Raw genomic sequence first — 23,924 nt, forward strand, 5'->3', positions numbered from 1 at the left:
CTGGGTATAAGCAAAATTTGTGGTGATATTTTGTTCATGCTGTAGGCGGAGTGAAAGTTTTAAACGGTAAATGAGAATCAATAAATCTCTATCTAATTGTAATAGCTACTATTATTTTCAATTCAATCTTAATGAGAAATAATCGCATTAAAATGCTTTACAAATGATACTAATAACTATTATCATCAACTCCAGTCTCTTGAGTGCTTAGCTTTAGCAGACAAGGCATGACATTGCTCACATTGCTTCCAGTGTTTTATTGCTTTCAGTGTTTTAGTTATATAGCCAGCTCGGGTGCTGGCTTTTTTTTGCGTAAAAATCAGCTTTCCAAGCTAATTTGATGTTTCCTTATCAATCCTCGAAATTGATCATAGCTCAGCGATAGGCATTGGGCCGCTTTGCGTTGATTAAAATTGGCTTGGCGTAGCGCCGCTTCCACATACTGTTTTTCTGACTCCAATTGCCATTGGCGTAAGTCAAAGGGAAAAACAGGGGCCAATTTGGGGTTTTCTGATGAGGTCGCTGGCATCTCATGAAGCTCTGCTAGCTTCTCACCAAAGGGATCTAAAATAATCGTATCCACCGGTAAGTCACTTTCCCCATGTCGATAAACGGAACGCTCGACAACATTTTTCAGTTCACGAATATTACCTGGCCAAGAATAGCGCATAAGCGTTTGCTGAGCGTTGTCAGAAAACCCGGTGAAATAAGCGCGTTTTAGCTCACGCACCATGCCGATAGCAAAGTGCTCAGCTAATAATAAGATGTCAGGAATCCGTTCACGTAATGGCGGCATGCGGAGCACTTCAAAGGAAATTCTGTCCAGTAAGTCAGCGCGAAAAAGCCCTTGGCGAGCCAATTCTGGAAGATTGGCGTTAGTGGCACAGACCAAACGAACATCCACTTTTAATGACTGACTGCCACCCACGCGCTCTAATTCGCCATACTCAATGACACGTAAAAGTTTTTCTTGCACAGACATCGGTGCGGTTGCCAGTTCATCAAGGAATAACGTGCCTTTATCTGCACGTTCAAAGCGACCTTGATGGCGTTTCTGCGCCCCTGTAAACGATCCTGCTTCATGTCCAAATAATTCAGAATCCAGCAAGTTCTCATTGAGTCCGCTGCAATTTAAGGAGATAAAAGGCTCTTGCCAGCGGGGAGATAGATAGTGAAGGCGATCTGCGATTAACTCTTTACCCGTTCCTCGTTCGCCAATAACAAGGACAGGTTTATTTAGCTTGGCAAGTTCGGAAGCACGTTCTAGGACATCGAGGAAATTACTCGATACACCAAGAATAGTATTATTAGTCTCTTTCATGGTTATTTTTACCAAATTTTGGTTAACTTTACCTGCAATTAACTATAGTACAAATAACCACCGATAGACATCGAAATAATATTTTGTTATTTATTAGTTGGTTATGTGACTTTAAAAAAGTTGGCACGCCAATTGCTATCTTAGAGTTGTAAAAGATTTTGATTGAAATAATTATCGGTTTAATAATTTCAATTTTATATTCATGGAGCATCACGTATTGGTTGGACGCCAACATCGGGTTGAGGCTCTACAGAAAGATAACATCCATCAAGAGGATATAAATTATGGGTATTTTTTCACGTTTTGCCGACATCATTAATGCCAACATTGCTTCACTGCTTGATAAAGCTGAAGATCCGCAGAAAATGATCCGCCTGATGATTCAGGAAATGGAAGACATGTTAGTGGAAATCCGTTCCACTTCAGCACGTACCTTAGCGGAGAAAAAAAGTTTAGAGCGCCGCGTCGAAATGGGCGAAAAACAAATTGCAGAATGGCAAGAAAAAGCGGAACTGGCATTAATCAAAGATAAAGAAGATTTAGCTCGCGCTGCATTGATTGAAAAACAAAAAGTCAGTGCCATGGTCGATACGCTAAAACATGAACTGATTATTGTTGATGAAACGCTGACTCGCTTAAAAGGCGAAATCACGGAATTAGAAAATAAATTGCAAGAAACGCGTGCAAAACAGCAATCAATGACCGTACGTTTAGAAGCGGCACAGTCAAGCCGTAATGTTCGTCGCCAGTTAGACAGTGGTAAACTGGATGAAGCAATGGCGCGTTTTGAACAGTTCGAACGTCGCATTGACCATATGGAAGGCGAAGCGCAAAGCTACGGTATTGGTAAACAACGCTCTTTAGAACAGCAATTTGCTGAGTTAAAAGCAGATGACGAAATTAGTGCACAGTTAGCCGCGCTTAAAGCTAAAATCAATAAAGACGAATAATATTCAACACGCAAGGCGCAGTGATTTCATTGCGCCAATGCGCTAGGCTAAATAACCATAAATAAGGAAATGTGATGGGCTACGTTTTACTGTCTCTCGTATTAATCATTTTTGTCATTTTTGTTCTGCCGATTTGGTTGTGGCTCCATTATGGTAAGAAAAACAATGGGCAGGGAAGTCAGCTTACTGAAAATGAAGTACAACGTTTGATGCAATTGGCAGAGCAGTCATCGCGTATGCAGCAACGTATCAAAACGCTGGAAGATATTTTAGATGCCGAGCACCCAAATTGGAGGCAAAAATAATGACTAATTTTCGCAACCGCAAGTTATATCGCTTAACGGATAAACGTGTTTTTGGTGGTGTTTGTTCCGGTCTCGCTGAATATTTAGAGTTACCGGTTGCTTTGGTCAGAGCATTAGCTGTACTTGCCCTGTTTATGAGTTTTGGATTGACCCTGATTGTCTATGTGGTGATGTGTTTCTTTGTGGAAGCTGCGCCAAGCGGTTACCGAAGCGAGCAGGATATTGGACCAGAAGTGACAACACTATTAAACCAAATTGATGCTCAGCTACAAGCTGGGGAAATGAAGCTGCGCCAAATGGAGCGCTATGTCACCTCGGACACTTATACCGTTAACAGCAAGTTTCGTCATCTATAACAACTGATTTGCACCATCACATAAATGGGAATAGAGTTTAATAACTGTATTCCCTTTATAATTTTTATTGGGAGAGCGAGAACTAGGAGCACTATGAAACGGCTACAAAATGAATTAACTGACTTAATGAACCGTAGCGTTGACCGCCATGTAAGGCTTGCTGTCACTGGACTAAGTCGCAGTGGTAAAACCGCATTCATCACTTCTCTCGTTAACCAACTTCTGAACACCACCACGGGGGCACGTCTTCCGCTATTTTCGGCGGCGAGAGACAAACGAATTTTAGGGGTAAAACGCATTCCACAGCGCGATATGTCAATCCCACGTTTTGCTTATGATGAGGGAATTGCATCGCTTTATGGCGATCCGCCGCAATGGCCGACGCCTACCCGTGGGGTGAGCGAAATTCGCTTAAAAATTCATTATCGTTCGAATGATTCGTTTGTTCGACATTTTGTTGATAACTCCTCCCTGTACTTAGAAATCGTCGATTATCCGGGGGAGTGGCTACTGGATTTACCGATGCTGGATCTGAACTATTTAACATGGTCTAGCCAAATGAAAGTACTACTTAAAGGTAAGCGTGGGGAGTTAGCTAATGAATGGCTACAACTTTGCCAAAAATGTGATCCATTAGCCCCCGTCGATGAAAATTTATTAGCTGAAATTTCCAATGCTTATACTGCATATCTGCATGAATGTAAGCAACAAGGACAACATTTTATTCAGCCTGGGCGATTTGTTTTACCCGGAGAGTTAGCGGGAGCGCCAGCATTACAATTCTTCCCATGGCCAGATATCGAAAAATATGGTGAAAAACAGTTAGCACAAGCGGATAAAAACACCAATATCGGCGCATTGCAACGTCGTTATCAATACTATTGTGACCATGTGGTGAAAGGGTTTTATAAGGATCATTTCCAGCGTTTTGACCGGCAAATTGTGCTGGTGGACTGTTTGCAGCCTTTAAATAGTGGCGCTGACGCCTTCAACGATATGCGAATGGCGCTCACTCAGTTAATGCGCAGCTTTCATTATGGAAAACGCACATTGCTTAGACGCATGTTTTCACCATGCATTGATAAGCTACTCTTTGCTGCCAGTAAATCGGATCACGTCACACCAGACCAACATGCAAATTTAGTCTCGTTATTGCAGCAATTAGTCCAAGATGCTTGGCAAAATGCTGCATTTGAAGGGATCAGTATGGACTGTGTGGGGCTGGCTTCTATTCAAGCGACCGAAAGTGGCATTGTGGACTACAAGGGTGAAAAATTACCGGCTTTAAAAGGTGAGCGACTCAGCGATGGGCAACCTTTAACGTTCTATCCAGGGGATGTCCCTAAACGCTTGCCTAATGAACAGTTTTGGCAGAAGCAAGGCTTTCAATTTGAAAATTTCCGTCCTCGGGCAACACCGTTAGATCAACCGCTGCCACATATTCGCATGGACAGTGCTTTGGAATTTTTGTTAGGAGATAAACTGAAATGAGTGAACCTCTAAAACAGCGCGTGGACTTTACCGATAAAGCCGATAAGCCGACCATGGAATCATTAAAACAAGCGCAAACCTTTGATGAAAAAGCGTTTGAAAAATTTGTGCCGGTCGATATACAAGAAGAACAAGATAGCCAAGATGGCGAAGTTGAAAGTCTTATCAACGAAGCGTTAAAACCTAAACGCAGTTTCTGGCGCAAGCTAGTCGGTGCTGCCGTAGGTATTTTTGGAGTGAGCGTTGTCGCTCAATTAGGCCTTTGGATCCATCAATCATGGATAACTCAAGACTGGACGGCGTTAGGCACAGCGGCAGCAGGGGGCTTAATTGTAGTGGCTGGTGTAGGATCAGTCATCGGCGAATGGCGCCGCTTGTATCGGCTCAGAGAACGTGCAGAGGAGCGTGATTTTGCGCGTGAATTACTTCATAGCCACGGTATGGGGAAGGGTAAAGCATTCTGTGAAAAGCTCGCCAAACAGTCTGCATTACCGGTGCAACACCCTGCTATTCAAAGCTGGCAAGCAACGGTTCACGATTCGCATAATGACCGCGAGGTTATTGAACTGTATAGCAAATTAGTACAACCGATCCTTGATGAGCAAGCACGCAAAGAGATCAGTCGCTCATCGGCAGAATCTGCCTTGATGATAGCGGTTAGCCCACTAGCGATTGTCGACATGGCATTTATCGCGTGGCGCAACATTCGTTTAATCAACCGCATTGCAGCCATTTATGGTATCGAACTGGGCTACTATAGTCGGATCCGATTATTTCGTATGGTGCTGATTAATATTGCATTTGCAGGCGCTTCTGAGCTTATTCGTGAAGTCGGGATGGATTGGCTATCTCAGGATATTACCGCACGATTGTCGACACGCGCAGCGCAAGGAATCGGCGCCGGGCTTCTGACTGCTCGATTAGGCATTAAGGCTATGGAGTTGTGCCGCCCATTACCTTGGATAGAAGACAAACCGAAATTAGGTGATTTTCGCCGTCAATTAATTGGCCAACTGAAAAATGCCATTCCCTCAAAGAAAGAGAATTCATAAGCTGTAAATTTTGCTGGCAGGATGAGTTGACAGCGTTAATCATCCTGTCAGTGATACCTAAAAGGGAAATTCCCTGTCGAATTAATCAACAATCCTCGTATTAAAGAAAAAAATGCTGCTGATATTTATTAGAAACTAGACGAGTGTCAACAATATGTGACACGGCTCTGTATTACTGGCCTGTTTAACGCTAAAATATCGGTAATTATGTTTTCTACAAAAGGTTTCATCATGCGCCTCGAAGTGACCTGTCAAGACCGTATCGGTTTAACGCGTGAATTACTTGATCTTTTAGTCTTACAAAACATTGACTTAAAAGGCATTGAAATTTCAGCTCAACGTCGGATTTACCTGAACTTTACACCTGTAGACTTTCAGGTTTTTAGTACGTTAATGGCAGAGATCCGCCGCATAAACGGGGTAATTGATGTTCGCCGCATCTACTTTATGCCATCCGAACGTGAGCATAAAGCGGTGTGGGCTTTACTCAACTCTTTCCCTGAGCCAGTTTTATCCATTGATAATAAACTGAATATTGAGCTGGTTAACCCAATGAGTTTGCAACTTTTTGGGGTTGATGAAACTAAAATCAAACAAAAATCCTTCTCACAGTTAATCCCTAATCATGGTTTACACCGTTGGTTTGAACGTGAGTCACCAGAACCTTGCACTGAACGAATTTCGGTCAAAGGCAGCGACTATTTAATGCAGGTCACGCCAATTATTCTCGCCGATGAAGATGGAAAATCTCACTGTACAGGTGCGGTGATCTTACTTAAATCCGTGGCAATTCTCGAAAATCAACATAAACAAGTGGTTGAAGTTGATATTGAAAACCGTGGATTTAGCCAGATTGTGGCGGTCAGTGCTGCGATGACCCAAGTCGTTGAGCGAGCTAAACGCGTTGCAATGCTGGATGAGCCATTGCTGCTCGTTGGGGAAACTGGAACGGGTAAAGATATTCTGGCAAAAGCGTGCCATATACACAGTGCTCGTGGCAATGCGCCATTTTTAGGGTTGAATTGTGCCTCTATGCCTGATGATGTCGTTGAAAGTGAATTATTTGGTTATGCAGCAGGGGCTTATCCAAATGCGGTTGAAGGGAAAAAAGGCTTTTTTGAGCAAGCGAATGGCGGTACCGTCTTGCTGGATGAAATTGCTGAAATGTCCCCTCAAATGCAAATTAAACTGTTACGTTTTCTGAACGACGGAACTTTCAGACGTGTTGGCGAAGAGCATGAAGTTAAAGTCAATGTGCGCGTGATTTGTGCGACACAGAAAAATTTACCTGAGTTAGTGGAACAGAAAAAATTCCGTGAAGATCTCTATTACCGCTTGAATGTCATAACGCTCACGATCCCTCCATTAAGAGAACGAAGCGAAGATATTAAACCGCTCACGAAAGTCTTTGTGTCTAATTTTGCTAAAGAATTGAACATTGATGAGCCAAAAATCTCACCCGCATTAATTGAATCACTCAACTCTTATTATTGGCCGGGTAATGTTAGACAATTACGCAATGCGTTATACCAGGGATTGTCGCAATTTAATGGCGATATTCTGGATGTTGATGATATCCAACTTCCTGATGCAGTTAACGCACCTGCGATTGCTTTAGATACATTAAATGGGTCACTGGATGAAATAACCAAACGCTATGAAGCCTCGGTATTGGCGAGATTATATCGTGATTATCCGAGTACGCGTAAATTGGCCAAACGTTTAGATATTTCTCATACCGCTATTGCGAACAAATTGCGAGAATACGGGCTCAGTACCAAGAAAGAGCAAGATTAAGATGATGAAAAAGCTGTTTAAATTGTGCCTACTTAGCGTATTAATGAGTATAAGTGTTGGTGCTGTTGCACAAGAAAAGCCAAATAATAAGCTGATTGATAAACTCTGTAAAAATGCAGAGCAATCCATGGAAGACGTGTATGAAAATGGCGCATTAACGCAATGCCATTTCCCGAATAGTTCACTACTTAGCGCTTATCAAGAATATCGAAACCTGCTCGGTGATGATAAAAAGTTTTTAGAGGCTAAGTTAGAACCAAATAAAAACAAGGAAGTGATTTGCTCAGATGATAACTGCCAAGCGATCATTTATCGATGGAGCGGGGATCAAAAATTAGAGATTGAGCAAAGTTTTCCTGGAGGAGAAACGTATCTCCAATTTATTCAAGATAATAAAGATACTTCGCTCGAAATAAGATATTTTCCTGATTAATGCCCATTCAGTCACTATCAATTAAACATGCCACATAAATAAGCTCACTCATTCAAAATCAGTTAAAAGAATTGAGTGAGCTAACTCGATTAAATTAAATTTACATCTTTTTCATCGTAAAAGGACGTCTTGATCATTGCAGATTGGTTGTTTTTTCTGCTATAAAAATGGTGAGCAAAGCTTTAATTTCTAAATTAACGATAAAAAAATGCTTAAGTTGTGCATTTATTATTAATACTAGCAACGAGGGTTTTATACCTTTAAGGAGTTGCAATGGAACAATTTACGATTAATTTTATTGTCAATTTCAAGCTACGTGAGTATATGTCTAAATGTCACTATCAAGGCGATATGTTTGAATCCGCGAATACCGCCGCAGAACTTTATTTAATGAACAAGGCAGCTGCGAATTATTTAGCGAAAAAAAATCGTTTTACGTGGGATGTGTTAGTCAAAAATGGCGTTAAACCACGGGACTTGATCATTGATATTCTCACATCTTGTTGCCCTGTTACCCAAGAGCAGGCTCAACGGATATTAAGTACGTTGTCGCACTCGTTAGTGAGCATGATGAAAGAAAATATAATTTTTACGAATGTGGTCAACGCGAAAAATCACAAACCACTATTTTGGGCCTATGTTGATTAAAGCATGATTGATAACCTCTTAAACCCTATCAAATGAGGCCACAATCACCGAAAGTATCGGCGATTGTGGTTTATCATAAAATAAGATTATTTCAGGCTATTTAGCGCATTGTCATAATCAGGTTCTTCAGTAATTTCAGATACTAATTGGCTGTAAATCACTTTGTCGTTCTCATCTAATACCACGACAGAACGAGCTGTTAAACCTTTTAATGGACCTGTGATCATGGCAACGCCGTAATCTTGGGCAAAATCACTACGGAATGAAGATAATGTCACCACATTATCTAAGCCTTCAGCACCACAAAAACGCGCTTGAGCAAAAGGTAGGTCAGCAGAGATACATAACACAACAGTATTGTCTAAACCGTTGGCTAATTGATTGAATTTACGCACAGAAGCAGCGCAAACACCGGTATCTACACTTGGGAAAATATTCAAAACTTTGCGCTTACCTTGGTAAGTTTCTAAGGTTGCTTCACTTAAATCTTTAGCAACTAAAGTGAAAGGTTTAGCTTGTGAACCCACTTGTAAAAAAGTACCTGCAAGTGAAATGCTATTGCCTTTGAGTTTTACTGTCTGAGACATTCGTTTTTCTCCCGTTTATAGGTTGAGTTACAGAAGGTAAAAATATTAAATAATTTTAAAAATCAAATCATTATGTAATTTCACATTCCAAACTTTCTGCTTTTAAATACTATTATTGACCGAATTGCATTGTTACCTTCTCAGCGTGATAAGTAAGAAGGTTACGCGGTATTATACAAGTAATAAGCTCTATTAAGAGTTTATGTTTTTTATTATGTATCATTCTAAAATACCATATTCAACACGATAAAAAGAGCGCTTTGTGCCGTGTTTTACTTGTTATATGATGAAGTGAACGCTAGTTTTAAACTGATAATCAAGTCAATGGATTATTCGGTTATCGCAGTTAATGCTTTGGCTTGTCAAATGTCGATTTAGCAGTTTGTAATGGGTTAATTCATCAAAGCTTAGCGTATAACGCTGAGCGATCTTCTTTTTATTAATAGATAGAAATAATAATATGCATAAACGTTCATTGACCTCTTTAGCTGTATTCATTTCATCACTTTTCCTTTCTACACCGGTTATCAGCGCTACGGTTCCTGCTGGTACTGTTTTAGCTGAAAATCAAGAGGTTGTGCGCCATCTGAAAGATGAGCCAGCATCGTTAGATCCGATAAAATCTGTTGGGCTGACTGAAGCTCAAGTGATGCGTGATTTGTTTGAAGGCTTAGTTAATCAAGATAATCATGGAAAGCCAGTACCGGGTGCCGCACTAAATTGGCACACCGATGATAATCGTACTTGGATTTTTCAGTTACGCCCTGAAGCGGCATGGTCGAATGGTGAACCTGTTACCGCCGACGATTTCGTTTACAGTTGGCGTCGTTTAGTCACGCCAGTCAATACTTCGCCATTTGCTTGGTTTGCCGCATTAGCGGGAATTGATAATGCGCAGGATATTATCGATGGTAAGTTGCCACCAGAACAGTTAGGGGTGGAAGCTGTCGATAAATACACATTGAAAATTGTGTTAAATAAACCAGTCCCTTATTTCCCATCATTAACCGCAAACTTCAGCTTATTTCCAGTTCATCGCGGAACCATCGAACAATATGGTGCAGATTGGATTAAAGTCGGCAATTTGGTTGGAAACGGTGCGTTTAAACTTAATGATCGCGTTGTGAATGAAAAAATCGTGTTAACACCAAATCCGTACTATTGGGATCATAAAAATACGGTGATCACCAAAGTGACTTTTGTTCCCATCAACCAAGAGTCTCATGCGACTAACCGCTATTTGGCAGGGGATTTAGATATTACGGAATCCTTTCCAAAGCAGCGCTATCAAAAATTATTACAAGATATTCCGAACGAAGTTTTTACGCCGGATCAACTAGGTACCTATTACTACGCATTTAATACCCAGCGCGCGCCAACCAATGATGTCAGGGTTCGTCAGGCATTATCAATGGCAATTGACCGCCAATTGATTGCTAGCAAAGTCTTAGGGACAGGGGAAAAACCCGCTAATTATTTTACACCCGATGTGACGGCAGGTTTTAAGCCGCAAAAAGGGCTATATCAGACTCATAAACAAAAAGAGTTAGATCAACAAGCCAAAACGTTATTGAAGCAAGCAGGCTACAGTGAAGCGCATCCTTTGGAATTGACGTTGTTGTATAACAGCTCGGAAAACCATCAAAAAATTGCCATCGCGATTGCTTCTATGTGGAAGAAAAAACTTGGGGTACAAGTTAAATTAGTCAACCAAGAGTGGAAAACCTATATTGATAGCCGTAACACCGGAAATTTTGATGTGATCCGTGCTTCTTGGATTGGTGATTTTAATGAGCCATCTACATTCTTATCACTGCTAACTTCTCAACATAGTGGCAATATTCCTAAGTTTAATAATCCGCAATATGACGCATTAATGACTTCAGCCAGCATTGAAACGAATGATGCTCAGCGTAATGTGTATTACAACCAAGCCGAAGCCATTATTGCAAAAGAAGCACCAATTGCGCCAATCTATCAATATACGAATGCGCGTTTGATTAAACCGTGGTTAAAAGGTTATCCGATCGAAAATCCAGAGGATGTGGCATACAGCCATAGCTTCTATATGATTAAGCATTAAGAATAATGTTTAGCCAGTACAGGGTGCTGGCTAAATTTTTGAGGTCCAAAATAAAAAAAACTCCTTCCACTGGAGAGTCAGAAGGAGGACCAAAAAGGAATAAACACTACAGGGCTAATAATAAGGAAAAACTTTGCTGTTTTATTGCTAATTTGTGTCAATCAAATGGGAGCACTCTGGCAAAAATTAAGAAATTTCATTGGGCTATAAATCGTGCATAACATCTTACTTTTATGCTTTTATTTTCCTTTGCTTAACACCGACTTAAACTTTGTGTTTTGATTTTGTTATTGAAATTATTGCAATATTCCCTTTGATCAACTAAAAATACCTTACTTTTCAAATTAAGGAGATAATTGCATGGCGTCGACCTATGGATCGCAATTTCAACACTCTAACCCCGTTCATGCCTTTCAGTTAGATGGAGATGGCGGTGTTCTTCCTATTGATTTAAATGCCACTGCAACACAACAATCTCCATTTTGGCTGCATTACGATTATAAAAATAAAGAAACGTCTAGCTGGATCCAACAGACTGATTTGTTTAATGACCAAGTGAAATCGTCACTGACGGGCAAAATGAATCGTATGCGGATGGTGCGTATTGGTGATGGCGTTCTGCTAACATTACAAACCCTGAATAACACTGCAGGCCAGCGCCCAGAACAATTGGTGGCATTTCGTATTTTTATGAATAGCCGTTTGATTGTTTCATGCCGTCACCGTCGCGTTCACTCATTGGATTCTGTCATTGATGATCTTAAAGAAGGCGTCGGTGCACAGAGTACTGGTGAATGGCTTGCCGATGTCACGGATGCAATGACTGATGAAATTAGTGATTTCACCGATTCTCTTCATGAACGTCTTATTGAAATGGAAGATGTGATATTACATGGCGAAATTCCTGAACGCGGGGAATTAGCGTTACTGCGTAAACAGATTATTGTCGTGCGCCGTTATATGGCACCGCAGCGGGATATGTTTTCTCGATTAACCGCTGAAAGATTATTATGGCTAGATGATAACGATAGACGTCGTTTACAAGAGATTTCAGATAGATTAGGGCGTTGTATTGAAGATTTAGATGGTTTTATTGCTCGTACTGCCATTATGTCTGATGAAATTACAAATATGATGACGGAAATGATGAATCGCCGAATCTATACCATGTCATTAATGGCGATGATATTTTTACCAACCACATTTTTAACCGGTTTATTTGGTGTGAACTTAGGGGGTATCCCTGGAAATGAATTCAAGTTTGCCTTTAGTGCGTTCTGTTTATTACTTGCCTGCTTAATCGCTACGGTATTTTGGTGGTTAAAAAGAAGTCGATGGCTATAAGAAAGGTGAATTGTTCTGGATAATGGGTGCTAGTTTGAGATAAATCAATAAAGGGTATAGGGTTTTAAGGCAATATTACTCCCGCAGGTGAATGCAACGTTGAGCGATGAACGTTGTGCTCCATAATTGTAGTTTTTCTCATATTGAGTTCTTATACAGAATAATTGACCACTGTAATGCCGATGTATTTTACATCGGCTTTTTTTTGCATAAAATCTGATGCCACCCCTGAGTTTACCCAGAGGTAGCGGATCAATTTTTATTATCTTACTTAACTTCAATCACATCTAAGCGGTCAGCACTGTAGTCTGGCTGATCATCTTCATCAACCATTGGCTGAGCAGGCAATTCTTCGCGGTCAAAAGCCATATCGCCACCGTTGATCACTGCATCGCCATGTGAAATATTTTTAAAATCAAATAGTTCAGTATCACATAAGTGAGATGATACGACGTTCTGAGTTGCTCTAAACATGGTTTCAATACGCCCAGGGTAACGCTTATCCCAATCACGCAGCATCTCTTTAATGACTTGGCGCTGTAAATTAGGCTGAGATCCACACAAGTTACAAGGGATGATAGGGAATCCTTTTGCTTCAGCAAAACGCTCAATATCTTTTTCGCGGCAATAGGCGAGAGGGCGGATAACAATGTGCTTACCATCGTCACTCATCAATTTTGGTGGCATGCCTTTTAATTTACCGCCGTAGAACATGTTTAAAAACAGGGTCTGTAAAATATCGTCACGGTGATGACCGAGTGCAATTTTGGTCGCGCCTAACTCTGTCGCGGTACGATATAAGATGCCGCGACGTAAACGAGAGCACAGGGAACAGGTAGTTTTCCCTTCAGGAATTTTTTCTTTTACGATGCCATAAGTGTTTTCTTCGACAATTTTATACTCAACACCGAGTTCGTCTAAGTAAGCTGGCAAAATGTGTTCAGGGAAGCCTGGTTGTTTTTGGTCTAAGTTAACAGCGACCAAAGAGAATGAAATTGGGGCACTTTTTTGCAGGCTTTGCAAAATAGACAGCAGGGTATAGCTATCTTTCCCCCCAGACAGGCAGACCATGATACGGTCGCCTTCTTCGATCATATTAAAATCGGCGATGGCTTGCCCAACATCACGGCGGATTCTTTTTTGGAGTTTGTTTAAGTTGTATTGTTCTTTCTGTGTATTCATTCTGTACTATTCTGTGTTGTCGCTGAGTATTTAACTTTATAAAAAATAAAAGAAATTTTGTTTTTTCTGTTATTGCTTTTCAGACTAAGGCCTATAGAGACAAAGCCACGATGCATAAAGGCATTTACGAAACAGATAAAAAACAGAAGCTCATTTATGGGGGTGAAGTTTTCAGGGGCACATGATAGCAGATGGATGAGGATTTTTGATACAGGTTAGTGAAAAAGGTTCTATCTCATGGTCATACTCTTATCGATTTGAAGGTCAGTTAAGTAGGATAATATCCTGAATTATCACTAAAACAGGCGTGAGTGAAGAGTAAGAATAGGAAGGCGATAATCGTTAAATCCCGATATTTAGTTTGTAGGCGATGACGCATATATAGGATGAAAAAAACGATTAAAGAAAATAAAATGCCAAAAATAATTATGCATTTAAAATAATCATTTATATTAGACTGCGATTATAAATAATCTATTCCATAAAAATTCATATACAAATCATTCCTGATTGTTCACGATATTCATCTTTATTATAGTGACTTATTAGCACTTTAGCTCTGATATTAAAATCTAATTTTGAGTTGTCAGTCATTACCCAAGATCTGTCATTGATTTTTATGCTGAAGTTAAACATTGTCGATGGTTTCAGTATTTATCAAAGAGAGCATTTCGAAAACCTGCATGTGAGATTAACTCAAGATAGGCGTTTAGATAATAATATTAATGGGGATTTTACTCACATATCGTAATGAAAATAATAATGTCGCTTCCCTTCAATAAATAAGTGATTTGAAGAGAAGCGACGAATGATTACTGAGCCGCCTTTTTCAGTTTTTCAACTTGTTCGGCGGTGACAGGTTTACCTTGTCCTCCCCATTCGGCACGCGCCCATGATATTAAATCTGCCATTTCTTGTGGCGTTAAATCATCGGCAAAGCTTGGCATAGCATACATACGCTGCCCATTAGGGAAAGTGGTGGTTGGAATACCCGTTAACACGACACTGATAAAGGTTTCGGGGCTATCCATAGCTAAGATGGCGTTACCTTTTAACGCGGGAATGCCATTAGGTACACCTTCTCCAGTGATCCCGTGGCAGCCTGCGCAGGTAGACATATACATTAAGCGACCTGTTTCCATGATTTGGCTGACATCACCCACGTCTGGTGAGTTTGCCTCGGGCAATGGAGCAGGCGGAGCTTTGGCCCCAAGTATTTTTCCTTGTTTATCCGTCATCAAATAAATTGCCATGTCATCAACATCGCTTTTATTCATCTGACTAGTAGAAAAATGAGTCACTGTACTCATATCTGCAAATGCAGAACCTTGCGGAGCATTCCCTGTAAGCAGGAATTGGCGCAAAGAGGCGGTATCGTACCCATGTTTGGAAAGCGCTTCGGCTGTAATATCAGGGATCGCTAAACCGGCTTCTTCACCCCCTTGAAGTGACCGTGAAAACTCGACACCCATCATTAAATTACGTGGTGAGTGACAAGCGCCACAGTGCGCTAGACCTTCAACAATATAAGCACCTCGGTTCCATTCGGCAGAACGTTGTGGGTCATGAGGCGCATTTTGTTTAGGGAAATTGAGCAAAGTCCAGAAGTTCATAAATGGGCGAACGGGTAGGACAAATACACCTGTATTTTCTTTGTTTGGTACATTGATTGGCGGAAGTGACATCACATAAGCATACAGGGCATCAATATCATCCGATGTCGTCATATGGGTAAATACAAACGGCATGGCAGGGTAGAGATTGCCTCTTTCTTTGCCAATTCCGTCTTTCAAAGCACGATGGAAATCAGCACGGGTATAGTTACCGATACCAAATTGCTTATCAGGTGTGATATTTGTGGAATAAATGGTACCAAAAGGGGTTCCGATAGCACGCCCACCCGCCGCCAATGGTCCTTCAGGTAATGAGTGACAACCAAAGCAATCTCCAGCAGTTGCCAATTCTTGCCCTCTTGGCAGCAATTTGGCGACTTCTTCTGAAGTCAGCGGTTTATCTAAATCAGGACCGATACTGGAGGTACGAAAAGCACCAAATAGGATCGCAAGCATTAATATGATGAATAATAAGATAATAATATAAATGCTTTTACGTAGAGAGCTGGATTTAGCCATGAGGTTTCTCCCTAGTCGATCACGCAGCCAGGAGTGTCGAGAGCGACTTTCCTCACAGCTTCATAATAGCGAACATAGCCTGTACAACGGCAAATATGCTCATTGAGAGCTTCTTCAATCGCATATTCGAGTTGGTCTCGTTTCACTGGGTTTTTCTTCAGTTTATCAAGAAATACCGTCGCACCCGTGACGAAACCGGGGGCGCAATAGCCACACTGGAACGAAAAGTTTTCGATAAAAGCTTGTTGAATTGGCGTTAATTCAACGACTTTGCCTTGTTCATCCAGTTTGGCTTGCCCTTCGATGGTAACAATATTTTTATTGTTGAAATAATGGGCACCAAAGATACAGGTACGGCTTTCAACCGTTGAGCCATCGGGCTGAATTTCCATAATGGTGCAAGCATGGCAGATCCCTTGCCCGCAACCAAAGTGGGTGCCTGTGAGGTCAAGGTATTCATGTAAAAACTCAATCATTGGCATCCCAACAGGGACGTCAATAGGACCAATTTTCTGGCCGTTAATGGTCAGTGTTAGTGGCTTGCGCTCAATAATCGGAACGGCATTGTTGATTTTCATGAGAGTGCCTTTTTAATTTTATCTACCGTGATAGGAAATTCATAGAAACGCTTACCTGTCGCATGGGTTAATGCGTTACTCGTCGCAGGTAAGATAGGGATCATTCCCAGTTCTGCCATACCTTTTGGTGGCGAAGTTTCTGATAGGGGAGGTAAGTAATCAATGGTTTGTTGCCAAACAGCAACATCTTTTGCGCGTGGCAGAACATAGCGATTAAAGTTCCATGTTCCATTACCTGGCCCATCTTCATACAGTGGCAATTCTTCCATCAATGCGTGGCCAATACCCATCGCGGTGCCCCCTTGAATTTGGCCTGAAACCAATTCAGGGACAATCATCGTACCGGGGTCCATAATCATATGGTGGCGCATGATATCGACCTCACCCGTCATGGTATTGACGTTGAGCTCGACGAGGCAGGAAGCTGGTGTAACCGTAGTTGGGTCAGCTTTTGCGCGTTGTGTTGGTGGGTAATAGGCAATTTTACGTTTAATAAAATGGTAACCGCCAGTTGTCATCTGCTTTTTCAGTTCTTGTGGAGCACCCTCGCCATAACGAACGGATATTGCATCGAGAGGGAGATTTTTCAAGCCCACAGTTGGGATATCGAACTCTGCGCGAGCCCACTGCCAGCTTGAATAGCCGTGAACAGCGACTCCGGTGATGAGCCCCATCTCATGGGCTCTTTTGGCTAAAATATCAAAAGGAATGGGCTTCATTCCTCCGCCGCCAATACCATCTGGCCCGACACGAATGTCTGCAAATTCAACATTTAAGCCATTGAAAGCACCTCCGCCGGGGCCTTCACTCCAAATGCTTTTGGCTGCGGGCCATAGGGTATTTTCTAATAAAAAATGACCCGCTTGGCGTGTACCAAATCCAATGTAATAAACGCCGCTCGATGAACTCATGTCAGGGATCAGCGCAGGTGTCCAATAGGGATCAGTTTTTGACAGTTCATCTTGTTTTTTCTGATCTGCCCAACTGGTTTTGAGTGGCAGTTCTGCAAATTCAGTTACCCCAAATTCAACGACATCAGGGGCTTTGCTGAGTGCTTGCCACACCATGACTTGCTGTGCGGTTGTGCCTCCGGTACCAATCTCTTGCATGCAATGGCGCATTGTTAGCTTGCCATTCTCATCAAATTCAAGAGAAAGAATCGTTGGAACACCGCTAGAACCATAAACTTGCTGCACTTGCGCAAAGCCAACGCCGTATAACTTACCGGGGTTTTTCGCTTCATAATCGATTTTATTTTTCTCACGATTGACCCAAATAGGGTGTTTTTCCGCAAGATTTAACATTTCGACATTGCGGGGGTCTCCCGCTATTACACCACCTTGTGTATTCGGATAACCTTCTAATATGGCATTACGGCGGCGCAGTTCAATTGGGTCAATATTGAGGTTGTGAGCGATTTCATCGACCATCAATTCAGTGACTGCCATCGACTGTAAGGAACCAAAGCCACGCATTGAGCCAGCTTCGACAGCCGGGGTGGCCATGGCGAGAGCGGTGAGGTCAGATTTAGGGAAATAATAAATAGATTGGGCGCCCCGTACCGCAACGTGTGATACGGCAACCGAGAGGTTTTCACGACCTCCACCATTACAGTTATAAGTCCCTTTTAATACATCAAATTTGCCCGTTTTTTTATCACCGATAATGGTGACATCCATCTCAATAGAGTGGCGTTTCATTCCCATTTGGAATTGTTCATAGCGGTCATTTGCCATGCGAACAGGTAAGCCATCAGCATAGAAACTGGCGACCATCGAGTAGAAAGGAAAAACCGAATAGTCTTTTGAGCCATAACCGACGGTAGAGCCGGTTAATAACACAATGTTCTCGACAGAAAAATGTTTGTTGTGCTTCGATAACTCAGCTGCGGCGTTGACGACTCCTGCAGGAGACTGTGTTGCGGTTAAAATATGCAGTGTTTTAGTTTGTGCGTCATACCAAGTATTACAGTTATCAGGCTCCATTGCGCAAGGGTCAATGGATTGTGAAAAACCATGGCGCTCAATCACAAACTTATCGGGATTCTGGCGAGCTGCTGCGATTTCTTGTTCAATTTGCCGTGCGTAATCCATCGCTTTTTCTTGTTTATCAGGGCTTTTTTCTGCTTGATGAAGGGCTTGAATAAAACCACCACCACGATCTTTACGGATCACTGGTGGAATAGAAATGGCGTGTTTGGGGTCATAAGGTGGCCAAATAGGTGTATTGCCATCGAACCCACCTTTAATACCTGAATCTTGATAAGGGGAAAAGATAGAAGGCGAAAGTGGGGTGTCACCACCGATACGTACGTATCGCGCTGCACCATAGTTAGCGGGTGGTTTTGGTCCAGTCACCGTTCCATATTTTACGGTGTTTGTCGCAAAACGTAACATCCGCTGCGCTGCGCTGTATTTATCGAAATCATGATAAATCAAGATGGCAACAGGGTGGCCAATAATCGGTGGAGTATCCCCTAGGGGCACTAAAATATTGGTGCCATAGAAGCCTTTTCCCATACTGGTGTCTTGAGGGATATTTAAGCCATCACGGATAAGGTCTTCTTGTAAAACAACTTTATCAGGCTGTAAATTTGGACCTAACATTGAAATATCAATGCCTTCAAAGGTTTTATCTGCCTCTGTTGCTTTTAACATAAAGGCATAGCTTTGTTTTTTAGGCCAGCCGGGGATGTCTTTAGCGCGGTAATCACGAGCAAAATTTTTACGGCCAGTGACCTTTTCAACGCCATCCCAACGAAAGCGTGCTTTACCATTTTGACCTATCCAATCGGTTGATGGAGAGTCAGAATCGAGCTCCATTGCTATCGCAAAAGGGAGTTTACCCACCATCACTGCAATGCCCGCAATAGTGCCTAGTTTGATGAAGTTACGTCTAGAAATATGACCCGACATAGTGTGCTCCCTGATTATATTTTTAGGGTTTTTATTATGAGCAAAGGAAGTAAATAAAATATTTTTTAGTCACGCATTATAAGATTGCTTTATTTCGATTTAATTTTTTCGCAATTTAATGGCTAATATCAGATAGCTCAGTAAGTTACATGAATAGTATGGGTATCTGTATTGATATATCAAGAACGAGTAAAGGGATTTAGACAAGAAAGTGAATAATACTGCTGGGATCATCTTAATATGACAGTTTCGAATAAAACAACTGAGTTTTATTAGAATGCAATCTATTTAAATGATAGTAATTTTTATTAATGAATAATTAAATCAATATGTATTTTATTATGTAAGACATATAATTATGCTGATATCGTGATAAGAATGACTGCAACGTCGGCAGCTTAAAAGACTCACATTTTTGGGTTTTTTGTTTGTTTATTTTATTAGAGTGTAGAATTGTGGTTTATAAAGCTAGTAAATAAAGTGCAATGTTACTAATATGAATTCCAATTATTACTATAAATCAATTTGGTATATAACTGATTTCATATAAGGTGGCTATGTAAAAACTCACCTAGCTGTGGCTTGGAAAGGGTTCGAGTATATGATTCTGTTGGCAATGGTAATAAAAAGTCTGGAATGGGGCTTTTTCATATGTAACCTCAGTTAACCTAATCCAATCAATACGATTGTAAAAACAATTAGATTGATAAGAAGCTATCTATCCATATGAATTTTTTAAAGAAATTATTGATAATGAATGTATGACGCACTAAATAAAACCCCCCTTTTGCAGTGAAAGTGAAAATTAAATTTGCTATCCCTGTGTTTGTGTGGCTTAATAATTCCACTGGTTTGGAAGTACAGACCTATTTATGAAAGTAAGTTTTGAAAAGTTCCCCCCGTTTAGTGTTATCCCATAGATATCCATTCGTAGTGAATTCCTTCTAATTAGTTCCATAAGTATCAAGAAAAATCAAACCTATATGCCATGTGGCAACAATTAAAAATTCAAAGGAATTCAATATGTCTAATACAATGACTGGTTTAGTAAAATGGTTTAACGAATCTAAAGGCTTTGGCTTTATTTCTCCTGAAGATGGAAGCAAAGATGTGTTTGTTCACTTTTCTGCAATCCAAAGCGATAGCTTCAAAACCCTTAACGAAGGGCAAAAAGTCAGCTTTTCGGTAGAAAATGGCGCAAAAGGTCCTGCTGCTGTTAATGTGGTCGCACTTTAAGGACGATCTCTTTATGAGATGTCCTTGCTGTAAAGGCCCTCATACAGACGCTACCATTTTGAAGCAATCAAAAGTAACCCTTCCGGTACTAAATGTATTTTTTGCAAAAGTACTCTGAAAGCTTAGACGTGTTAGTTATCGGATTGGTTATTATTAAAAACCTCGCTATGGCGGGGTTTTTTTATGCTTGCTTATATTTAATGTAAAGAATTGTAAGCATTGGATTGAAATTTTCACTAGCGATACCATATAAGTTATGCACCAAGATAGAGTTAATCCATACGGGCGAATGGCTAATGGTGCTTATGTAATAGGTAGGTAGTTAGTTTGATATTGAAGGAGAAATTATGTCTAACATTAGATCTTTTTCATTATTTCCAGCATTATCTGATAATATGCTTTCTAGCAGGTTTGACCAAATGGATCGTTTATTCAGCCAATTAACTGGTAACCGACCATTAACCTCAGAGCATCCATATAATTTAAAACAAATAAATGAATCAAATTATCAATTAACTGTCAGTGTTCCTGGTTATAAGGAGGATGATTTAAGCGTATCCTTAAAAGGTGGGAAACTTTATGTACAAGGTGAGCAATCAACTGAATTAGTTAATGATTCAGAGAAATGGATCCATCAAGGGATAACACAAAATAAGTTTTCTCTTGAATTTAATCTCGGTAAGAATGTAAAAATTGAAAGTGCGGAATTATCAAGCGGTTTGTTAATATTAAATATTGAATATGAAATCCCGGAAGAAGAGAAACCTCGAATTATAGCTATTGAAAATAAAGATAAAAAATAATTTTTCTGTATTCTCTAACCCGTCAGTAATGACGGGTTTTTTTTTCGTCTAATACTTGTTAGTGCAGAGTACATCAAAGCCAGCTGTAAAAAGCCAAAATTGTTACCGCCACCGGCTTGGATGATGCAATCACTGTCCGACCTACTGACCCCGTTATCCGCAATTATTGGCTACTCAGACAACGAATCGCTAAGTTCAAGCAAATGATACTTGGTTTGCAAGATGACATTAGAACGAAGTGTTTACGTTAATACCAATTAGTAAATGCTCTTGCAAAAAAAATTAAATTTATGAAAGTCAGAGTGCTTAACAAGTAGATAGAGAATTTTAAAAAAAGTGTCATTATATCTGGTTGTTTTTTATCTTGAATAATAATGAATAGGATGCAGGCAAGGGCAGGGATAAATATGAGTAAGAGAGTAATGGGGTTAGTATACATATATATCGATATCGCTCTCTCATGTAATGAAAATTTTATCCAATAGTAAAGTATATTTTTAACAGGAAAGCAATATGGGAAATTGAGCAACAACTTGCTTAAATTGTTAATGTGCTAACAATTAATATAAAAATTTCACCAATGCACAGATATCACTCCATAGCGGGCCGAAAAATTTGACTTAAGGCGGATCAGCCTTGACTACAATCGCGATAGTGGCAGCGAACTCTACAAATGCAATTAACACAAATCAATTTGTGGTTGGTGGCCATTTTCTGGAAGATGATTGCGTCTTATTAAATTGGCAATGAGAAATGAAAGGGCTTTGCAATAAGCCCTTTTGGGGAGAATTATTTTTTTGTATAAATAATTTTTTGTGTTTCATTAGAACAGTTACCTACAACAGTACCTTGTTGTGAGGCTGCTTCTTCATTTGAAACGACGGTAATGGTAAAGCTCTCTTCAGACACGCCATTGTTAATAATTTTTTGCGTAATTTCTTCAACAACGCTTTCGCATGAAGCACTCGCAATGGCTGGAATAAATAATGTTATTAATGTAGCAATAATTATTCTTCTTTTCATATGCAATATCCCTTATAAGCTGGAGTCAGTTAATAGAAATTCTTTTAAAAAAGCTTAATAAGTATACTTAAATTAAATATTTAAAGCTATCCATTGATAGTAGTAAACAATAGAAGATATCTTTATCTCTAACCCGCTAGTGTTTTATTAATCTGTTAAATGTAGGTTTTTACTGGGCTATTCTCTGTATTGCCTTACCTCCAGCCTCTATGTCTTCACCAACACCTTTAGTGGTGTTACAGGCAGTTAATGTGAAAACAACAGCTAATGAGCAAATGAGGAAACTGATTTTTTTCAACATATTTTCTTCCTTTTAGGTGTGAAGTTATAAGTTACAAAAGATCATTTTTAATTATAGCAGAATAACTTGATTGATATTTTCATTTGCATGTAGCTACCATATTAATATTAACTTCTATCATTGATGTTGAATCATAAGGTCATTGATATCTGACAAATGAAAATGCGCTGCTATATTTTTAGTGTTAATACTTTAAGTACTAACACTCATTTCGCTATCAATCAACATTAACAATGAAGGGTACATTCTATGATATTAGAAGAGATATTTATCCGTATGCTTAATGTTTTTCAATGCTTGTTAGTCGGTATTCTTTTAATATTATCATTAATCGCTTTACCACTCTGGTTAGGGTAATCTGAGTTAACGCGGCAATGACTTTATTTAAATACTAGGGTTCTATAGTTACAAAATACTAAATTACGATAGTCGCCTCGGACTTTTTTATGCGAAAGTATTTTATAGATCAATTTATTGTGGGGTTGTAATGCAGATAAAGTCGGTTTTTATGTTTGTAAGTATGCTGTTACTTAATGGGTGTAGTGTTAAAGTGCCAGATGACATCACACCTGTTAAGCATTTTGAAGTATCCCGTTATCTTGGTGAATGGTATGAAGTGGCTAGAATAGATAATCGATTTGAAAAGGGACTAAGTAAAGTTTCTGCAAACTATTCTCTACGCAATGATGGTGGTGTGAAGGTAGTCAACAGAGGATGGGATTCAAAAGGGAAAAAATGGAAAGAGAGTATAGGAAAGGCTTATTTTGTTGAATCTACGGATATAGGTGCCTTGAAAGTGTCTTTTTTCGGTCCTTTTTACGGCGGCTATAACATTATTAAGCTTGATGACGACTATCAGTATTCACTAGTGGTGGGGCCTAATAAAGATTACTTATGGGTATTATCGCGTACACCAACTATGCCGCCAGAACGTTTAGATGAATACCTTAGCTTTGCTAGCGTTAATGGTTTTGACAGACAAAGAGTATTGATATTTCAATAGGATAACAAGTCGATTATTTGTTGCGACATTAATTTATTGAAAAGTAAAAAGGTAATCACTGCAAGAGATAACCCGCCTAGCGCGGGTTTTGTTATTCACAAGGCTCAGTAATGTTTGCCTTAGTTGATGTAAATTCGTTTTGTGCGAGCTGTGAGAAAGTTTTCAGGCCAGACCTAGCAGGAAACCAGTAATTGTTCTGAGTAATAATGATGGCTGTGTAATTGCTCGTTCCGCTGAAGTAGAAAAACTCGGTGTAAAAATAGGGGAGCTTGACTATGAGAGAAGAAACTATTACCTGCAAAATAGCATTAACATTTTTAGCTCGAACTATGCGTTATACGCTGACATAAGAAACGCCGGTCGTTTTTTCGTTTGTTGCAATTT

General features: G+C 40.1%; 23 protein-coding genes and 2 pseudogenes. 16 read left to right on the forward strand and 9 right to left on the reverse strand.

Annotated elements, in window-relative coordinates:
- Positions 1–319 precede the first annotated feature (319 nt).
- Positions 320–1,321 carry a phage shock protein operon transcriptional activator gene (gene pspF / locus LDO51_RS14700; protein WP_225575150.1) on the reverse strand — a complete coding sequence of 334 codons (1,002 nt, stop codon included), beginning with the start codon at positions 1,319–1,321 and terminating at the stop codon, positions 320–322.
- A 284-nt stretch (positions 1,322–1,605) separates the two neighbouring features.
- On the opposite strand from pspF, the gene pspA reads away from it, so the two are divergent.
- The 8 genes from pspA (at position 1,606) to LDO51_RS14740 (ending at position 8,353) form a co-directional block, all read left to right on the forward strand.
- Positions 1,606–2,271 (forward strand): phage shock protein PspA, encoded by a 666-nt coding sequence (gene pspA, locus LDO51_RS14705; RefSeq protein ID WP_006660058.1) that lies wholly within the window; start codon positions 1,606–1,608, stop codon positions 2,269–2,271.
- A 74-nt stretch (positions 2,272–2,345) separates the two neighbouring features.
- Entirely contained in the window at positions 2,346–2,576 is a 231-nt protein-coding gene (gene pspB / locus LDO51_RS14710) for an envelope stress response membrane protein PspB (protein WP_006660057.1), read from the forward strand.
- On the forward strand, positions 2,576–2,932 hold the full coding sequence (gene pspC, locus LDO51_RS14715) for an envelope stress response membrane protein PspC (protein ID WP_154603985.1): 357 nt from the start codon (positions 2,576–2,578) through the stop codon (positions 2,930–2,932). The genes pspB and pspC overlap by 1 nt, the downstream gene beginning before the upstream one ends.
- A 93-nt stretch (positions 2,933–3,025) precedes the next feature.
- Entirely contained in the window at positions 3,026–4,423 is a 1,398-nt protein-coding gene (locus LDO51_RS14720) for a YcjX family protein (RefSeq protein WP_225575151.1), read from the forward strand.
- The gene (locus LDO51_RS14725) at positions 4,420–5,475 is read left to right on the forward strand and encodes a YcjF family protein (RefSeq protein WP_225575152.1); all 1,056 of its coding nucleotides are present in this window, start codon (positions 4,420–4,422) and stop codon (positions 5,473–5,475) included. The genes LDO51_RS14720 and LDO51_RS14725 overlap by 4 nt, the downstream gene beginning before the upstream one ends.
- Positions 5,476–5,706: 231 nt before the next feature.
- On the forward strand, positions 5,707–7,272 hold the full coding sequence (gene tyrR / locus LDO51_RS14730; RefSeq protein ID WP_225577284.1) for a transcriptional regulator TyrR: 1,566 nt from the start codon (positions 5,707–5,709) through the stop codon (positions 7,270–7,272).
- A gap of 1 nt (position 7,273) precedes the next feature.
- Complete coding sequence (locus tag LDO51_RS14735) at positions 7,274–7,705, forward strand: hypothetical protein (RefSeq protein ID WP_225575153.1); 432 nt, start codon at positions 7,274–7,276, stop codon at positions 7,703–7,705.
- Positions 7,706–7,978: 273 nt separating this feature from the next.
- Positions 7,979–8,353, forward strand: a complete 375-nt coding sequence (locus LDO51_RS14740; RefSeq protein WP_225575154.1) for an ATP-binding protein — start codon at positions 7,979–7,981, stop codon at positions 8,351–8,353.
- Between the two features lie 86 nt (positions 8,354–8,439).
- Here LDO51_RS14740 and tpx read toward each other — a convergent pair whose 3' ends face one another.
- Positions 8,440–8,940 (reverse strand): thiol peroxidase, encoded by a 501-nt coding sequence (gene tpx, locus LDO51_RS14745; RefSeq protein WP_225575155.1) that lies wholly within the window; start codon positions 8,938–8,940, stop codon positions 8,440–8,442.
- Positions 8,941–9,400: 460 nt separating this feature from the next.
- Here tpx and LDO51_RS14750 point away from each other — a divergent pair, with 460 nt between their 5' ends.
- Positions 9,401–11,023: a peptide ABC transporter substrate-binding protein gene (locus LDO51_RS14750; RefSeq protein ID WP_225575156.1), complete on the forward strand. Its 1,623-nt coding sequence runs from the start codon at positions 9,401–9,403 to the stop codon at positions 11,021–11,023.
- A 360-nt stretch (positions 11,024–11,383) separates the two neighbouring features.
- Positions 11,384–12,367: a zinc transporter ZntB gene (gene zntB / locus LDO51_RS14755; protein WP_225575157.1), complete on the forward strand. Its 984-nt coding sequence runs from the start codon at positions 11,384–11,386 to the stop codon at positions 12,365–12,367.
- A gap of 267 nt (positions 12,368–12,634) precedes the next feature.
- Here zntB and ttcA read toward each other — a convergent pair whose 3' ends face one another.
- The 5 genes and pseudogenes from ttcA to LDO51_RS14780 all read right to left on the reverse strand — a co-directional run bounded on the left by ttcA (position 12,635) and on the right by LDO51_RS14780 (position 19,174).
- Complete coding sequence (gene ttcA, locus LDO51_RS14760) at positions 12,635–13,549, reverse strand: tRNA 2-thiocytidine(32) synthetase TtcA (RefSeq protein ID WP_225575158.1); 915 nt, start codon at positions 13,547–13,549, stop codon at positions 12,635–12,637.
- Between the two features lie 313 nt (positions 13,550–13,862).
- Positions 13,863–14,000: pseudogene (locus tag LDO51_RS14765) on the reverse strand (DUF3290 family protein); the annotation flags it as partial.
- 361 nt (positions 14,001–14,361) lie between these two features.
- Positions 14,362–15,681 (reverse strand): cytochrome c, encoded by a 1,320-nt coding sequence (locus LDO51_RS14770; RefSeq protein WP_225575159.1) that lies wholly within the window; start codon positions 15,679–15,681, stop codon positions 14,362–14,364.
- Positions 15,682–15,692: 11 nt separating this feature from the next.
- Entirely contained in the window at positions 15,693–16,259 is a 567-nt protein-coding gene (locus LDO51_RS14775) for a (2Fe-2S)-binding protein (protein ID WP_225575160.1), read from the reverse strand.
- Positions 16,256–19,174 carry a xanthine dehydrogenase family protein molybdopterin-binding subunit gene (locus tag LDO51_RS14780; RefSeq protein WP_225575161.1) on the reverse strand — a complete coding sequence of 973 codons (2,919 nt, stop codon included), beginning with the start codon at positions 19,172–19,174 and terminating at the stop codon, positions 16,256–16,258. Before LDO51_RS14780 ends, LDO51_RS14775 begins: the two co-directional genes overlap by 4 nt.
- A 1,023-nt stretch (positions 19,175–20,197) precedes the next feature.
- On the opposite strand from LDO51_RS14780, the gene cspE reads away from it, so the two are divergent.
- The 4 genes from cspE to LDO51_RS19460 all read left to right on the forward strand — a co-directional run bounded on the left by cspE (position 20,198) and on the right by LDO51_RS19460 (position 21,420).
- On the forward strand, positions 20,198–20,410 hold the full coding sequence (cspE, locus tag LDO51_RS14785; protein ID WP_036954791.1) for a transcription antiterminator/RNA stability regulator CspE: 213 nt from the start codon (positions 20,198–20,200) through the stop codon (positions 20,408–20,410).
- Between the two features lie 66 nt (positions 20,411–20,476).
- Positions 20,477–20,536, forward strand: coding sequence for a hypothetical protein (locus tag LDO51_RS19930; protein ID WP_423810983.1), 60 nt, complete (start codon positions 20,477–20,479; stop codon positions 20,534–20,536).
- Between the two features lie 221 nt (positions 20,537–20,757).
- Positions 20,758–21,213 carry an Hsp20 family protein gene (locus LDO51_RS14790; protein WP_225575162.1) on the forward strand — a complete coding sequence of 152 codons (456 nt, stop codon included), beginning with the start codon at positions 20,758–20,760 and terminating at the stop codon, positions 21,211–21,213.
- 123 nt (positions 21,214–21,336) lie between these two features.
- Entirely contained in the window at positions 21,337–21,420 is an 84-nt protein-coding gene (locus LDO51_RS19460; protein WP_263869905.1) for a hypothetical protein, read from the forward strand.
- Between the two features lie 582 nt (positions 21,421–22,002).
- Here LDO51_RS19460 and LDO51_RS14800 read toward each other — a convergent pair.
- Together LDO51_RS14800 and LDO51_RS14805 are read right to left on the reverse strand one after the other, a co-directional pair.
- A complete protein-coding gene (locus LDO51_RS14800; RefSeq protein ID WP_225575163.1) occupies positions 22,003–22,236 on the reverse strand; it encodes a DUF1161 domain-containing protein in 234 nt (77 codons plus the stop codon).
- 169 nt (positions 22,237–22,405) lie between these two features.
- Positions 22,406–22,537 (reverse strand): entericidin A/B family lipoprotein, encoded by a 132-nt coding sequence (locus LDO51_RS14805; protein WP_225575164.1) that lies wholly within the window; start codon positions 22,535–22,537, stop codon positions 22,406–22,408.
- 487 nt (positions 22,538–23,024) lie between these two features.
- On the opposite strand from LDO51_RS14805, the gene LDO51_RS14810 reads away from it, so the two are divergent.
- Positions 23,025–23,540: a lipocalin family protein gene (locus LDO51_RS14810; protein ID WP_225575165.1), complete on the forward strand. Its 516-nt coding sequence runs from the start codon at positions 23,025–23,027 to the stop codon at positions 23,538–23,540.
- Between the two features lie 110 nt (positions 23,541–23,650).
- A pseudogene (locus LDO51_RS14815) lies at positions 23,651–23,889 on the forward strand (translesion error-prone DNA polymerase V subunit UmuC); the annotation flags it as partial.
- Positions 23,890–23,924 lie beyond the last annotated feature (35 nt).

The organism is Providencia alcalifaciens (genome assembly GCF_020271745.1).
In the GTDB taxonomy this organism is placed as follows: domain Bacteria; phylum Pseudomonadota; class Gammaproteobacteria; order Enterobacterales; family Enterobacteriaceae; genus Providencia; species Providencia alcalifaciens_B.

Coding starts and splice junctions, on each gene's coding strand:
- pspF (WP_225575150.1), bottom strand. CDS start 1,321: ATGAAAGAGACTAATAATACTATTCTTGGTGTATCGAGTAATTTCCTC.
- pspA (WP_006660058.1), top strand. CDS start 1,606: ATGGGTATTTTTTCACGTTTTGCCGACATCATTAATGCCAACATTGCT.
- pspB (WP_006660057.1), top strand. CDS start 2,346: ATGGGCTACGTTTTACTGTCTCTCGTATTAATCATTTTTGTCATTTTT.
- pspC (WP_154603985.1), top strand. CDS start 2,576: ATGACTAATTTTCGCAACCGCAAGTTATATCGCTTAACGGATAAACGT.
- LDO51_RS14720 (WP_225575151.1), top strand. CDS start 3,026: ATGAAACGGCTACAAAATGAATTAACTGACTTAATGAACCGTAGCGTT.
- LDO51_RS14725 (WP_225575152.1), top strand. CDS start 4,420: ATGAGTGAACCTCTAAAACAGCGCGTGGACTTTACCGATAAAGCCGAT.
- tyrR (WP_225577284.1), top strand. CDS start 5,707: ATGCGCCTCGAAGTGACCTGTCAAGACCGTATCGGTTTAACGCGTGAA.
- LDO51_RS14735 (WP_225575153.1), top strand. CDS start 7,274: ATGATGAAAAAGCTGTTTAAATTGTGCCTACTTAGCGTATTAATGAGT.
- LDO51_RS14740 (WP_225575154.1), top strand. CDS start 7,979: ATGGAACAATTTACGATTAATTTTATTGTCAATTTCAAGCTACGTGAG.
- tpx (WP_225575155.1), bottom strand. CDS start 8,940: ATGTCTCAGACAGTAAAACTCAAAGGCAATAGCATTTCACTTGCAGGT.
- LDO51_RS14750 (WP_225575156.1), top strand. CDS start 9,401: ATGCATAAACGTTCATTGACCTCTTTAGCTGTATTCATTTCATCACTT.
- zntB (WP_225575157.1), top strand. CDS start 11,384: ATGGCGTCGACCTATGGATCGCAATTTCAACACTCTAACCCCGTTCAT.
- ttcA (WP_225575158.1), bottom strand. CDS start 13,549: ATGAATACACAGAAAGAACAATACAACTTAAACAAACTCCAAAAAAGA.
- LDO51_RS14770 (WP_225575159.1), bottom strand. CDS start 15,681: ATGGCTAAATCCAGCTCTCTACGTAAAAGCATTTATATTATTATCTTA.
- LDO51_RS14775 (WP_225575160.1), bottom strand. CDS start 16,259: ATGAAAATCAACAATGCCGTTCCGATTATTGAGCGCAAGCCACTAACA.
- LDO51_RS14780 (WP_225575161.1), bottom strand. CDS start 19,174: ATGTCGGGTCATATTTCTAGACGTAACTTCATCAAACTAGGCACTATT.
- cspE (WP_036954791.1), top strand. CDS start 20,198: ATGTCTAATACAATGACTGGTTTAGTAAAATGGTTTAACGAATCTAAA.
- LDO51_RS14790 (WP_225575162.1), top strand. CDS start 20,758: ATGTCTAACATTAGATCTTTTTCATTATTTCCAGCATTATCTGATAAT.
- LDO51_RS19460 (WP_263869905.1), top strand. CDS start 21,337: ATGCAATCACTGTCCGACCTACTGACCCCGTTATCCGCAATTATTGGC.
- LDO51_RS14800 (WP_225575163.1), bottom strand. CDS start 22,236: ATGAAAAGAAGAATAATTATTGCTACATTAATAACATTATTTATTCCA.
- LDO51_RS14805 (WP_225575164.1), bottom strand. CDS start 22,537: ATGTTGAAAAAAATCAGTTTCCTCATTTGCTCATTAGCTGTTGTTTTC.
- LDO51_RS14810 (WP_225575165.1), top strand. CDS start 23,025: ATGCAGATAAAGTCGGTTTTTATGTTTGTAAGTATGCTGTTACTTAAT.